The following is a 13,883-nucleotide window of genomic DNA, read 5'->3' as shown; positions in this document are numbered from 1 at the left end:
TTCGTCCCCTGCATTTCTTGTCCATGCGATGGCTTATTTGCCTTCATTCGCTCTATGGACCGATGGTTCAATGAATCTTTGCCGCATCACGAGTTATGTTTCGCCGCGGAATTAAAGCCCTAGATTATACCATATATAGGGTGTTTTTCCCGGAGATCAAGGCAATCCTGCGTAACATCCAGCCCCGATCGTCCCTCAACACCTCTCAAAATCATCCGAAATCGGCTCCCGTGAGACGTTTCAGATGTTCCTTCCGCTGCATCAATTCGCGGTAGCGGCTTTGGGCAGCTTCATCTCTCAGGCCGGCGATCGACAACTGCGTCATCTCATCCTCGACCTGGCGCATTTTCATCTGACGCACCGCGCCGGCCATTTCTTGCCGGACGACATCGAATTCGGACTCGGCCTCGGTTTCCGCCGCGATTTCAGCGATCAGGCTTTCAAAATCCGCTCCGCCATCGCGCAGCAATTCGACCAGCGTCGCGAAATTGGCCTGCTCGCCCATGCTGCGGCATGCCTCAACCAGTTGCGTCACCATCTGCGCATGATCCGGCGCATGGTGACCGACCACGACCAGGGTGTCGTCATCCAGGTCGCTCGACAAGGCCGGATGCGCCACCAGCAGCCGCACGATCTGGCGCTCGAGCCCGACCGGCGCCATACGCTTGCTGCGCGGCGGCGGCGCCCGGCGTGCGACGGCCTGCACCACCGGATTGGACAGTTCGAACAGCGCCTCGATTTCGGCGGGCGTGGTCTGCGTCACCTGCGCCAGGCTGCGCACGATCTGCAGACGCAAGGACGACGGCGGCAAGGCCTGCAGCATCGGCTTGGCGTCAAACTGCGCGCGGGCACGGCCTTCCGGCGTGGTCATGTCGTTGTCGCCGACCACTTCCTTGATCAGGAACTGCGACAACGGCATCGCTTCCTTGATTTGCTGCTCGAATGCTTCGGCGCCTTTTTCACGCACATAGCTGTCCGGATCGTGCTCCTTCGGCAAGAACAGGAACTTGATGATCTTGTTGTCCGAGGCATGTATCAGGCAAGCGTCGAGCGCGCGCCGAGCGGCACGACGTCCGGCCGAATCGCCGTCGAAGCTGAACACCACTTCGTCGGTCTGACGCAATAATTTCTGCACGTGGATCGGCGTGCACGCCGTCCCCAAGGTCGCCACCGCCTGCGGAAAACCCAGCTGCGCCAGCGCCACCACATCCATGTAACCTTCGGTCACCAGCACGTAGCCCGCTTCGCGGATCGCCTGGCGCGCTTCGAACAAACCGTACAGCTCGCTGCCCTTTTGAAATAGCGGCGTTTCCGGGGAGTTCAAGTACTTCGGTTCGCCGCCGTCCATGACGCGGCCGCCGAAGCCAATGACCTGGCCCTTGGTATTGCGGATCGGAAACATGACGCGATGACGGAAGCGGTCGTAGCGCTTGCGGCCCATGCGCTGGCCGCCCTCCTCGTCGCTCTTGTCGATCACCAGGCCGGCCTCGACCAGCGCCGGCACCTCATAGTCCGGAAACACTTTGCGCAGGCTGTCCCATTCATCAGGCGAATAGCCGAGACCAAACCTGGCGGCGATTTCGCCGGTCAGGCCGCGCCCCTTCAGATACTCGACGGCGTTCGGTGCGGCGCGCAATTGCTGGCGATAAAAATCGCATGCTGCCGACATCGCATCCGACAGGGCCATGGTCTTGGCCTGCTGCTCGGCGCGCTGCGCCGGCGGGATGCGGTCGTCGTTGTCCGGCACCGTCATGCCGACGCCCTGGGCCAGATCCTTGACCGCCTCGACAAAACCCAGGCCGGAGTATTCGATCAGGAAACTGATAGCCGTTCCATGCGCGCCGCAGCCGAAGCAGTGATAGAACTGCTTGGTCGGACTGACCGTGAAGCTCGGCGATTTTTCGTTATGGAACGGGCACAGGCCCATGAAGTTGGCGCCGCCCTTTTTGAGCTGCACATACTTGCCAACCACATCGACTATATCGACGCGGTTGAGCAAATCCTGAATGAACGACTGTGGAATCACCGGGAGTTAGCGTCCTGACAAGATTCAGGCGGCGGTCAAGGCGGCCTTGACCAGAGCGGATACGGCGGTCATGTCGGCGCGCCCGGCCAGCTTCGGCTTCAACACGCCCATGACCTTGCCCATGTCCTGCGGACCGGCGGCGCCGGTGGCGGCGACAGCGGCCTGCACTTCAGCCTTGATCTCGTCGTCGGACAGGCCGGCCGGCATGTAAGTGGTCAGAATGGCCAGCTCGGCCTTCTCGATATCGGCCAGATCCTGGCGACCGCCAGCTTCGAACTGGCTGATGGAATCCTTGCGCTGCTTGACCATCTTGTCGATGATCGCCAGCACCATCGCGTCATCCAGCTCGACGCGCTCATCGACTTCCTTTTGCTTCATCGCCGCGGTGATCAGGCGAATCGTACCCAGCCTGGCAGCCTCTTTGGCGCGCATCGCTGCCTTCATGTCTTCGGTGATTTGCTCTTTCAGACCCATTGCATTCTCCAGAAATAGTACGGCTCTCTGAGCCTAGCATAAGCACGGCGGCGCCATCATCGGATTCAAAACAGATTCAAAACCGAGCCGCACGAGATGCGGAAAAGCGAAAACCCGCTGTGGTTTGAGCCAGAGCGGGTTTAACGTGGTCGCGCACGCCGAAGCGGCGCGACGGGAATTTCTTAGTACAGCTTCTTAGGCAGTTGCTGGCTGCGGATGCGCTTGTAGTGGCGCTTCACTGCAGCTGCCAGCTTGCGCTTGCGTTCTGCTGTCGGCTTTTCGTAAAACTCGCGCGCGCGCAACTCGGTCAACAGACCGGTTTTTTCAATAGTGCGCTTGAAGCGGCGCATGGCGACTTCGAACGGCTCGTTTTCTTTAAGACGAATAGTGGTCATGTAGATTCAAACCAAAGAGGTTAGGTTGGATACGGAAAGAACGCGATTTTAGCAGACCGAAGTGGCAAATGGAAGCTTTACCGTGGCTTTTTTCCAACCCGCGGCCAAAAAAACCAAATAAATCAACGATTTGGGATGCGTGCCGGAAACATACACCCCTATTCAATGGCTTCAATCGCCTGCCCCGCCGCCACGCCCGACGCCCAGGCCCACTGGAAGTTGTAGCCGCCCAGCCAGCCGGTCACGTCGACCGCCTCGCCGATGAAATGCAGCCCCGGCACCTTGTTGACCATCATGCTCTGCTGCGACAGCTCGCGCGTGTCGATGCCGCCCATGGTGACTTCGGCCTTGCGGTAACCTTCCGAGCCGTTCGGCTTGATGGTCCAGCGGTTGAGCGCTTCGCCCACCTGGCGCAATTGCTTGTCCGGCATGTCGGCGATGCGCGCCGCGCCGTCGAATCCGTTGGCCTTGAGCAAACCGTCAGCCAGCCGCGCCGGCAGCCATTGTCCCAGCAGGTTGCCGAGGTTTTTCTTGAGCGTGGTCTTGCCTTCGATGAGGGTATCGGCGACGTCGATCTGCGGCAGCAGGTTCAGCGTCAGCGAGGCGCCCTGCTGCCAGAAGCTGGAAATCTGCAGGATCGCCGGACCGGACAGGCCGCGGTGCGTAAACAACAGGTCTTCGAGGAAATAGCCGCGCTCCTTTTTGACGCCGGTCTCCACCTCGACCTCCAGCGCAATGCCGGCCAGGTCGACGAAAGGCTGCCAGCCGGCGCCGTCGAAGGTCAGCGGCACCAGGCCCGGACGCGTCTCGACCAGCTTGATGTCGAACTGTTTGGCGATGCGATAGGCAAAGTCGGTGGCGCCGATCTTGGGAATCGACAGGCCGCCCGTGGCGATCACCACATGGCGCGCCAGGATTTCGCCGGCATCGGTGTCCAGCCGGAACAGCTCGCCGTCCTTGCCGATCGCCGCCACGCCGCACGGCATGCGCCACTCGACGTTGCCCGAATCGCATTCGGCCTTGAGCATGGCGATGATTTCTTCGGACGAGTCGTTGCAGAACAACTGACCCTTGTGCTTCTCATGGAAGCTGATCTGGTAGCGCTTGACCAGCGAGAGGAAGTCCTGCGGCGTGTAGCGCGACAAGGCGCTTTTACAGAAATGGGGGTTTTGCGAGAGGAAGTTCTGCGGCGTCGCGCCGATGTTGGTGAAGTTGCAACGGCCGCCGCCGGAGATGCGGATCTTCTCGGCAAGCTTGGACGCATGATCGATCAGCACCACCGACTTGCCGCGCTGTCCGGCCACGGCGGCGCACATCATGCCGGCGGCGCCGGCGCCGATTACTGCTACATCGAAAGTTTGGTTCATGCTTGCTTTCACCAACCTCTTTCACTGGCGAAAGCAGGCGGCATTATTGGAAATAAGAAGGCGGCGACCGGTCCATCCACAGTTCGGACGACAGACGCATCATATCGTTGAGCGAGCCGCGCTGGGCAAATGCCTGGCGCAGCCAGCCGGCGTCGCTGAGCCGGTTGTGCGCCATGTGGCGCAGGCGTTTCAGGGTCAATTCCTCGACCTCGTTTTGCACATACGGTTGCAGCAACTGCAATTGCAACAGCAAATGCTCGAAGATCGGCAGTTTACTCGAAGTCGCCGGTGTCTCGCCATGCAAGGCCAGCATGCCGTTCAATCCGAAGCGGCTGGCCTCGAAGCGGTTGTACTGGTACAGCAGGTAAAAATCGTCGCGCATCACGAACGGCCGCTCGGTCAGGATCCAGCGCGCCAGCAGCTGCGCGTAGGCGCCCAGGTGGGCGGCATGCTCGATGGTCAACGGGGTGTCGCAGACGCGGATTTCGACGGTGCCGTACTCGGGCTTGGGGCGGATGTCCCAGTAGAAATCCTTCATGCTGGCGACGATGCCCATCTGCAGCAACTCGTCGTAGTAGGTCTCGAACTCGGCCCACCTGGTCTGCACCGGCGCCGTCCCCGACAGCGGGAACGCCCGCACCACGTTGCTGCGCGACGAGTCGAACCTGGTATCGGCGCCCTGGTAGAACGGCGACGCCGCCGACAGCGCAATGAAGTGCGGTACGAAGCGCGAGAACGCATGCGTCAGATACAACGCGTCGTCGCCGTTGGCCACGCCGATATGGATGTGCTGGCCGAACACGGTGAAGGTCTTGGCCAGGTAGCCGTATTTCTCGTGCAGGTGATAGAAGCGCTCGCTCGGCGTGATGCGCTGCTCGTTCCAGTGCTGGAACGGATGCGCGCCGCCGCCGGAGACGTCGATGTTGAGATACTGGGCGCCCTTGTTCAGGGCGCCGCGCAAGTCCTTCAACTCTTCGATCAGTTCATCGACGCGCGTGTGGATGCCTGAGTTGAGCTCGATCATGCCTTGCGTCATTTCCAGCTTGATCTGTTTTTGCAGCTCGCGCGGCTCGATCCAGGTCAGCAGGTCGACGGCGTCGCTGGCGAGGTTGTAATTGCGGCGATTGACCAGTTGCAGTTCCAGCTCGATGCCCATGGTGAACGGCGTGGAGGAAGTGAACGGCAGGATGCCGGCGCTGGACGTCGGAAAATGCGTCAGTCCGTCTTCTTCGTGGAGAGTAGTAGTGGTAGTAGTGGTAGTCATTCGCGTCCGCTTTCACCAGATTTGATCAGGGCGAATTGGGTGGCGACGGGGCCAAACAATTCCAGCACGATCAGACATCCCGCCAGCAAGGGCACGACGTCGGACGTGGTATGCGGGTACAGGCTGGAAATCGTCTGCATCAACCCGAGTCCCGCCTCGGTCATCGGCAAGGTCCCCAGCGTGAGCAGCCCGGCCTGCTTCCAGTTCATGCGCGCAAAGCGGGCGAACAGGAACACGCCGCAGCCCATCGCCACGAACCGTGCGGCAATCAGGATCAGCACCGACAGACCGACCATGCTCAGGTCCGCCAGGCGCATCGACGCGCCCACGGTGACGAACAGCATCACCACGAACAATTCGTTGGCGACGCCGAATTCCAGCTCCATCAGGTCGTACTGGCGATCGAGGTTCTTCGACATGATCGCGAAGATCAGCATCGTCAGCATCACCGGCAGGTGCAGCGCATGCGCCACGCCGATGGCCAGCGCGATGACTGAAATGACCAGCACGAACTGGCGGCTGCCCTGGCGACCGAGCAGACGCGCCAGCGGCATCATCAGCCAGTACGTCAGGTAAGCCAGCAGCAGCGAACCGATCAGCGAATATGCAGTGTGCTCGACCAGCGTCAGCACCGGCGTGCCCGACTCATGCGCAATCACCGGCAGCAAAGCGTAGGCGGCCAGGATGGCGACGAAGTTGTTGAGCGCGGTCATCGTCGCCAGGCGGCGCGTGACCTGGCCTTCGGCCTTGAGATCGCGCAGCACCACCAGCACCACGGCAGGCGCAGTGGCGATGGCCCACACACCGCCCAGCAGGGCCAGTACGTTGGAGGTGCCGAACCACAGCAAAGCCACGCTGACGAAGGTGAAGCAGAGTACGGCCGAAGTAACGACGGTGGCCAGCAGCCACTTCTCCCGGCGCAGCCAGCCGATGTCGACGTAGCGGCCCAACTGATACACCACCAGCGCGACGGCGATGTCGGCAAAGATATTGGTCACGCTCAGCACGTCGCCGGACAGCCAGTTCAGGCCGCCGCCGCCGAGAATGAAACCGACAATCAGGTAACCAGTAATGCGCGGCACCCATGGCGACTTCGACACGATATGACCGGCTATCAGCCCGAACAGCAATAAGCTACCGAACAGCAGCAACGCGTTCCATTGGACCGGTTGCGCAAGGGCGAAAGACGGAAGAGTCCACTGCATAGCTCCTCCTGACATATTTATTTTGACGGTGCGCGCGCTTCGCCTGTTCCTTGGCGACGCTGTTGGACACGCACTGATGATTGATATGAAGCGATGCTTCCTGAACGCTTCCTGACATTAACTACGGTAGGGAACCCGAGGTTAAACCATTTTTTATATTAAACGAAATTTTTTCCTTGATCTGATCGTCGTTTTGTTTGCGGTTGAGTGGCGAATGCGATGCCATTATTCCCAAAGCCGACCATCGGCAGTAATCAGCGCAGACCTTATTTGCTTGTCAGAAAACACTGACAACAACGCCGTCCGGTAACGCGCAAGCTGCGCCTGGTAAGCGGTGCGCTCGCTGTCGAGCAGATTGCGCTTGTAGTCGAGCACCCACACCTCGTCATCGAACACGACTACGCGGTCGCAACGCAATACGCCGTCGGTTGTGACGATTTCCATTTCATCGCGGGCGTAACGATGCAAAGCGGGATTGAAGAAACGCTCCAGCGCCGGTTGCGCCAACATGGCGACGGCCTGGGCGCGGATCACCGCCGCCAGCGGACGCGGACACGGCAGCCAGCGCGCGATCGCGGCTTCGTCCGGCAAGGCGACCGGCCAGGCGCGCGCATGCAGCGCACGTTCGAGCAGCGCATGCAGGGCCACGCCTTCGTCGATGGCGTCATTGCTGTAACTCTCCGGTGCGTCGGTAGCCGGTGCGGGCAGCGGCGCCGGCGTGAACAGCGGCAGTTCGAAATATTCCTCGCGCTGTCGCACGGCGTCGTTGGCCTGCGCCGGCGGAACGATCTGCTCCACGCCCTGTTCTTCGCCGGCACGGTCGAACAGCCGCGCGTACCAGCTGCCTTCCTGGATGCCGCCTTCGAGCGCGCCCTTGGTGCCGGCCACGCCGCTGACGATCAGCAATTGCTTGGCGCGCGTGAGCGCGACGTAGAGCAGGTTCCAGTCTTCCTGCATCTTGAAATGTTCTTCGGCGTCGAACCAGCGATCGCGGGCCGTGCCGCGCTCGCTCTTGCGGCCGAAGGCGGAGAAGTGCGTGGGCGCATCTTCATCCTGCGGCCAGTCGCACAGGATGCCGAAGTTGTCGCTGGCGGGGTCGCTGTGGTTGGTGTCCATCATCACGACCACCGGCGCTTCCAGGCCCTTGGCGCTATGCACCGTGAGGATGCGCACGGCGTCGGCGGCGGCATCGATGCTGGCCTCGTCGGGCGCGTCGCTTTCGGCATGGCGCTGCAATACGCGCAGCGCATCGATGAATTTCGGCAGGCTGGGATAACGGCCGGCGTCGAGATTGAGCGCCAGCTCGACGAAGGCTTCGATGTTGCCCAGCGCCTGGCTGCGCATGGATGGCGCGACGGCCTGGGCGTAGCGCGCGGCCAACTGGCCTTCGTGCAGGATGCGGTCGAGCAGATCGTGCACCGGATAATGCGGTGCGGCGTCCAGCCACTGCGCCAGCAAGTGGGCAGCGCGTGCAATGGCGGCCGATGCGGCGCCGGATTCCTGCGCTGCCATCGCCAGTACGCGCTTCCACCAGTCGGCTTCGCCACGTTGCGCAAGCGCGATCAGGTCCTCGTCGGACGCGCCGATGATCGGGCTCTTCAATACATGGGCCAACGCGCGCGTGTCGTTCGGCGTGATCAGGAAAGTCAGCAGCGCGATCAGGTCAGCAATTTCAAGCGAGTCGAGCAGGCCGCCGCGCTTGTCGGAGACAAACGGAATGCCGGCCTCGCGCAAGGCGCTTTCATAGGCGATCAAGTGGCGGCGCTTCTTCACCAGCAGCATGACGTCGCCCCACTTGAGCGCGCGCCCGCCGACCTGTATGCGCTGACGCGCCAGCAGGATCGCCTGCGCCACCTGGCGGCCTTCGTCGCGCCGGCGCGCATCGTCTTCCTCCTCGCGGGGAGTGAGCAAGGGATTGCGCATCGCCGCCGGCGCGCCGTCGGAAGCATCTTCTTCAACCGCCTCGGGCGCCTGCACCAGCGGCAAGCGCCACACCGCACCGCCATCCATGCCCAGCGTAGTCTGCGGCGCAAACAGGTCGTTGCGGCCGCTGAAGCTGGCGTTGAGCACATCGACGATGACGCTGGCGTTGCGGCGCGTCTGGTTGGCGCGCAAAACCGCCGCGCCCTGCTGCTCCAGCAAGCTGCGCGCAGCTGCGAACACGCGCGGCTCGGCGCGGCGGAAACGGTAAATCGATTGCTTGGGATCGCCCACCACGAACACGCTCGGCTGCGCCGCATCGCCGCCGTAGGCGCGCAACCAGGCGCGCACGATGCTCCATTGCAGCGGATTGGTGTCCTGGAATTCGTCCAGCAGGATGTGCTTGTAGCGCGCGTCGAGACGGCTTTGCAGATAGGCCGCGCTTTCTTCGTTGGTGAGCAGGCGGTAGGCGTGCCATTCCAGGTCGGCGAAATCGAACACGCGCTGCTCGGCCTTCACTTCCTGATAGGCATCGAGATAGGCGCGGCCGGCTGTGAACAAGGCGCGATTGAGCCTGAGCACGATGCCTTCGGCGCTGCGCCGCTGCAATTGCCGCAGCACGTTGCCGGTCAGTTCGAACACTTCGTCGAACAGCGACACGGCGACGTCTTCGTCGACGCCGTAATGCTTGCTCAATGCCGCCTTCAAGTCCTTGGTCTTGGTGTTGCCGCGCGGCTTGCCGCTGTCGTCATGGAACTGCGACGCCAGCGCGACGAACTGCTCTGCCGACGCTTCACCGCTCACCAGCGTTTCAATGGCGACGGCGCGCTTCTGGTTGGTTGCCGTGCCCTTGCCGAGCAAGGAAGAAATCTCGTACAGCCGCGCCTTCAGGGCCTCGTCCGTCCACACGGTCAATCGCGCATCGCGCGCGGCATCAGGACCGCACAACTCCTCCAGCCATTGCAGCGGCGCGTCCTCCGACGACAGCGGCGGCATGGTTGCGGCCCACCATTCGGCGCGCTTGTCGAGGAAGGAATCCAGCAGATTGCGCGCGCCGCTGTCGCCCGCCAGGTCGTACAGCTCCAGCAAGGCTTGCCTGATCTGCTGTTGCGCCGGCTTTTGCACCGCCTGCATGAAGCGGCGATAAGCCTCGTTCATGAGCTCGCCGTTCTTCTCGGTCAGCGCATAGCCGTGCGGCACGCCCGACGCCAGCGGCGCAATCTGCAGCAAGCGTGCAAACCAGCTGTGGAAAGTGTCGATGGACAAACCCTGCTGGCCGGCCAGGATCTGCTCATACAGAGAGCGTGCCAGCGGCATCACGCGCGGCAACTCGGCGGCGTCGACGCCGCGCTCCAGCAGCAATTGGCGCGCCTGTTCGGCCGGCGCCAGCGTCAGTTCGTGCAGCAGCTCCATCAGGCGCTCGCGCATTTCCTGTGCGGCCTTGCGCGTGAAGGTAATCGCCAGCAGTTCGGCCGGCTGTGCTCCCGCCAGCAGCAGCCGCAACATGCGCGCCACCAGCAGCCAGGTCTTGCCGCTGCCGGCGCAGGCTTCCACCACGACCGACTGGCGCGGATCGCAGGCGGCCGCGGTGAATGCCGCCGCCTCGGCGGGACGGCCGTTGATTTCGTAGGCCGCGATCGCCCCTTTGTCATTCATGTCGCTCATTGCCAGACTCCCTTGCGGCACAGTCCGCGCACTTCGCAATACTGGCAAACCGATTCGATACCGTTGGCCGGCAGCGGCGCATCGTTGCCGATGGCCTGCATGACGGTGATGATCTGCTGCTGCAAGGCCTGCTGCTGCGCCTCAAAATCGGGAGCGGCAACGTCACCGGTCTTGTCCCTGTACGGTTCCAGTGCGACGTAATGCGCAGCGGCCATCGTTTGGCCGGACAACAGGCCGTAGAACGGCAACTGATGATCCTCGGCGTTCCTGAGCTTGGCGGCCAGCGACGGCAATGAGCTGGTCTTGTAGTCGAGCACCGCGCGTTCGCCTTCGGCGTTTTCATCGACGCGGTCGAGGCGGCCGTACAACTCGATGCCGCCGTCCGGCCAGGCCAGTGCATGCTGCAACGGCAATTCGCCAAGCACGAAATGCCAGCCCAGCGACTCCCGCTCGTTGGCCCAGACCAGGTACGCCGGCATCACCTTGCGCCAGCGCGCCTCGTAACCGAGCGCGGCGGGATGTTCGCGGATGGCCTTGCCGAACACCTCGTCCGAGATGGTCGCCAGCAAGGCGGCACGCTGCTCGACGGGCGTCTTCGCGTCGCGCAGCGCTTCGTGATACTTCATCAGGATCTCGTGCAGCCAGCCGCCATAGTCGCGCTTCTCAGGCATATCGGACAGTTCGTCCATGACGTTCACGCGCAGCATGTGCTGGGCAAAGAATTGATAGGGACACGCCACCAGCCGATTGTACGCGCTGGCCGACAGGCGCGCCGGCGTCAGCTCTGCAGCCGACGGCGCAGGCATCGTGGAGGGTGCGGCAAGCAGTTCGTGCAGCGGCAGATCGTGGCGCAGCTCGCGCAGCGGTTCCATGCCGGCCTTGGCGAGGCACAGCTCGAGACGCTCCAGCCACGGGCTCTTGGGATTCGGTTCGCCGTCCTTGTGGGTCTGCCAGCACAGCACCACTTCGCGGTTGGCGCACAGCAGTTCGGTCAGGTCGCGCAATTGCTGATGCTGGCGCGACAGCCGCGTGGGCAATCCAAGTTCGTGGCGCACGGCATTCGAGAAGAACAGCGTTTCCTGCGGCTGCGACGGCAGATGCTCGGCGTCGGCGCCGATCACCAGCACCGCGTCGAAATTGCGCAAGCGCGCGCCGTTGAGCGGCAGCATGACGATGCGGCGGTCGGTGATCGGCGGCATGAAGGTGACGGCGTCGAGCTGCAGGTTCAGCAGCGCGCGCCATTCGGCGAAGGAAAACAGTTCGCCGCCATCGGCATCCGCCTGGCGGGCGCCGAGGTCGTCCAGCAATTGCAGCACTTGCTGGCCGGCGATGTCCTGCGCGAACGCGTCGCGCATGTCGAGCGCATCCAGCAGCTGTTGCGCGCACGCGCTCCAGTCCGCCAGAGTCTTGCGGCCGTCGAACAGCGCGGCCTGCGCAGCCACCGCCTGCAAGACGCCGGCGGCAAGCGAACCGTCCTTGAACACCGCCTGCACGCTGCGCCACTCACCGGAAATATTCTCGCGCCGCAATTGCCATTCGATCTGCATCACCGCCGCGCTCTTGTCCGCCATGCCGGCGAAGATGAACGGTGACTTCAACAGGTCGAGCAGCGCGGTGGTTTCGCCGCGCGAGGTCACGACGTCGCACCATGCCGCCATCGCCGCAGCGGCGCGGGTGGTCGACAGCTTCCAGCCGGTTTCGTCGGCCACCGAGACTTGCGCGCGTTCCAGCAAGGCGCGCAGGCGGCGCGCGCTGACGCGATCCTGGGCGACGACGGCGATGTCGTTCTTGCCTTGCCGCAGCCAGTCCAGTACGACCTGCGCGCTTTGCAGCGAGGCGTCTTCGAGGCTGGCGGCCGGGCACAGCGCCAGCGTCGGCGCATCCATCTGCGGCGCGAACAGATCGTCCGGCGCCGGCGCCAGCGGCGTGTCGCACAATTCCGGCCAGGCGGTCCGGTACAGCAAGGGGATATCCGGGCCGCGCCAGTCGATCTGCACCGGTTGGACCTCGGCGTGTTCGCCGTAGGCTTCGAGGAAGGCCAGTTCCATCGGTTCAGGAGCCACCGGGCTGATCCACATCAGGGGCGCCAGGGGCGCATGCGCGCCGGGCCGGGCCAGCGCCAGCATGCGCGCGTAGCGCTGTGCGGTCTTGTCGTTGCCGTCGAGCTGGCTCTGCCAGATCGACCAGACCAGTTGCGCCTCGTCCGAGAGCATGCTGCGCGCCGACGGCGACAGCTGCGCCAGCGCGGCTTGCCAGCGTTCATCGGCGTCGCCCGGAGCGCGCTCCATGGCCGGCAGCAACGCCTGGGTCAATTCATCCGACAGCGACAACAGCGTCTGCGCCAGCGGCAGCAGGTCCGTGTTGCGGCGCGCCGTAAACATTTTCTTAAGCCAGCCGTGCTGGCGCAATTGCGCGTACAGCTGCATCAGGCGTTCGCTGTCGTCCTGCTGCGGCTGGGGCGGCTGCATGGCCAGCCAGCCAGCCATGGTGTTGATGCGCGGCGGGATGAAGCCGGCCTGCGGCGGCGCATGACGCTGGAGCGCCTGGGCCAGCGCCGTTCGCCAGTGCACCGCATGCGAAAACGCCGGCACCACCACCTGATAGCCGGAAAAGTCGCGCGACCCCGCCCTCGCCGCTGCGCCCAGCATGTGATCCGCGTCCAGCAAGGCGGCCGCGGTCTGTGGCCAGAAATCGACGGAAGGGCTGATCAGCAGGGGCGAATGCAACATTAAAAGGGGCCGGAGAGAAAAATATATTTATCGAAATGATTGCCGCAATCTATCGACCCGGCACGTCTTTGCGGCATTGTATGCGACCGGCCGGGTCAATTGCCAACCTTGGCAACCGCACTGCAACAGGCTTTGCCGGATGGCGGCCCATCGGCGGCGGCGAGGCACACTTTTTCTGAAAATGGGTTATGATTGCCTCCGTACCCCGCCGAATACCCGTTGCCGCGCTTCAAAATAACTTGAATCAGGGCACAACGACTCCATCTGCTTTAAGCAATGTTACGCAATGAAGCAACCCCGGAAGCGTTGATGGCATACGCCAAGCAACTGGTATGTTCCCCCGGCGCTATTTGACCACTTACTTATATATTCCCTCAGATCGAGGATCTACCATGAGCGAAAACATCAAACACATCTCCGACGCCTCTTTTGAAGCAGACGTCCTGAAATCCGACAAGCCTGTCCTGGTGGACTTCTGGGCTGAATGGTGCGGTCCTTGCAAGGCAATCGCCCCGATCCTGGAAGAAGTCGCCAAGGAATACGACGGCAAGCTGCAGATCGCCAAGCTGGACGTCGATGCGAACCAGGCCATTCCGGCCAAGTTCGGCATCCGCGGCATTCCGACACTGATCCTGTTCAAGAACGGCGCAGCAGCAGCGCAAAAAGTCGGCGCTCTTGCAAAAGGCCAGCTGACCTCGTTCATCGACAGCAACATCTGAGATTCACGGCGGCGCTGCGCTCGCATCGCCGCCCGTGCCTGCAGCTTGAATCAACCTGCAGGCCAGTTCTTTTTTGGTTTCCTTCGTTAGTTTCTCTTTAACACGCCACGCAATTCCCT

Annotated in this window: 9 protein-coding genes; 1 reads left to right on the top strand and 8 read right to left on the bottom strand. The window is 62.6% G+C overall.

Annotation, left to right across the window (positions count from 1 at the left end; genetic code table 11):
* Positions 1–211 precede the first annotated feature (211 nt).
* The 8 genes from dnaG to F506_RS07100 form a co-directional block, all read right to left on the bottom strand.
* Complete coding sequence (dnaG, locus tag F506_RS07135) at positions 212–2,026, bottom strand: DNA primase (RefSeq protein WP_053196129.1); 1,815 nt, start codon at positions 2,024–2,026, stop codon at positions 212–214.
* Positions 2,027–2,050: 24 nt separating this feature from the next.
* The gene (locus tag F506_RS07130; RefSeq protein ID WP_053196127.1) at positions 2,051–2,500 is read right to left on the bottom strand and encodes a GatB/YqeY domain-containing protein; all 450 of its coding nucleotides are present in this window, start codon (positions 2,498–2,500) and stop codon (positions 2,051–2,053) included.
* Between the two features lie 182 nt (positions 2,501–2,682).
* Entirely contained in the window at positions 2,683–2,895 is a 213-nt protein-coding gene (gene rpsU / locus F506_RS07125; protein ID WP_005665410.1) for a 30S ribosomal protein S21, read from the bottom strand.
* 158 nt (positions 2,896–3,053) lie between these two features.
* Positions 3,054–4,262: a BaiN/RdsA family NAD(P)/FAD-dependent oxidoreductase gene (locus F506_RS07120; RefSeq protein ID WP_053196124.1), complete on the bottom strand. Its 1,209-nt coding sequence runs from the start codon at positions 4,260–4,262 to the stop codon at positions 3,054–3,056.
* Positions 4,263–4,305: 43 nt separating this feature from the next.
* Positions 4,306–5,526, bottom strand: coding sequence for a YbdK family carboxylate-amine ligase (locus tag F506_RS07115; RefSeq protein WP_144424006.1), 1,221 nt, complete (start codon positions 5,524–5,526; stop codon positions 4,306–4,308).
* On the bottom strand, positions 5,523–6,731 hold the full coding sequence (locus F506_RS07110) for a cation:proton antiporter (RefSeq protein WP_053196123.1): 1,209 nt from the start codon (positions 6,729–6,731) through the stop codon (positions 5,523–5,525). The genes F506_RS07115 and F506_RS07110 overlap by 4 nt, the downstream gene beginning before the upstream one ends.
* Before the next feature lie 225 nt (positions 6,732–6,956).
* Positions 6,957–10,316, bottom strand: coding sequence for a UvrD-helicase domain-containing protein (locus tag F506_RS07105; protein WP_200907716.1), 3,360 nt, complete (start codon positions 10,314–10,316; stop codon positions 6,957–6,959).
* On the bottom strand, positions 10,313–13,045 hold the full coding sequence (locus tag F506_RS07100) for a PD-(D/E)XK nuclease family protein (RefSeq protein WP_053196119.1): 2,733 nt from the start codon (positions 13,043–13,045) through the stop codon (positions 10,313–10,315). Before F506_RS07100 ends, F506_RS07105 begins: the two co-directional genes overlap by 4 nt.
* A 392-nt stretch (positions 13,046–13,437) precedes the next feature.
* Here F506_RS07100 and trxA point away from each other — a divergent pair, with 392 nt between their 5' ends.
* On the top strand, positions 13,438–13,764 hold the full coding sequence (trxA, locus tag F506_RS07095) for a thioredoxin TrxA (RefSeq protein ID WP_016836562.1): 327 nt from the start codon (positions 13,438–13,440) through the stop codon (positions 13,762–13,764).
* Positions 13,765–13,883 lie beyond the last annotated feature (119 nt).

Source organism: Herbaspirillum hiltneri N3 (assembly GCF_001267925.1).
Classification (GTDB): domain Bacteria; phylum Pseudomonadota; class Gammaproteobacteria; order Burkholderiales; family Burkholderiaceae_D; genus Herbaspirillum; species Herbaspirillum hiltneri.
This window is presented reverse-complemented; position numbering and strand designations above follow the sequence as displayed.

Coding starts and splice junctions, on each gene's coding strand:
- F506_RS07100 (WP_053196119.1), bottom strand. CDS start 13,045: ATGTTGCATTCGCCCCTGCTGATCAGCCCTTCCGTCGATTTCTGGCCA.
- F506_RS07115 (WP_144424006.1), bottom strand. CDS start 5,526: ATGACTACCACTACTACCACTACTACTCTCCACGAAGAAGACGGACTG.
- F506_RS07120 (WP_053196124.1), bottom strand. CDS start 4,262: ATGAACCAAACTTTCGATGTAGCAGTAATCGGCGCCGGCGCCGCCGGC.
- F506_RS07105 (WP_200907716.1), bottom strand. CDS start 10,316: ATGAGCGACATGAATGACAAAGGGGCGATCGCGGCCTACGAAATCAAC.
- F506_RS07110 (WP_053196123.1), bottom strand. CDS start 6,731: ATGCAGTGGACTCTTCCGTCTTTCGCCCTTGCGCAACCGGTCCAATGG.
- rpsU (WP_005665410.1), bottom strand. CDS start 2,895: ATGACCACTATTCGTCTTAAAGAAAACGAGCCGTTCGAAGTCGCCATG.
- trxA (WP_016836562.1), top strand. CDS start 13,438: ATGAGCGAAAACATCAAACACATCTCCGACGCCTCTTTTGAAGCAGAC.
- F506_RS07130 (WP_053196127.1), bottom strand. CDS start 2,500: ATGGGTCTGAAAGAGCAAATCACCGAAGACATGAAGGCAGCGATGCGC.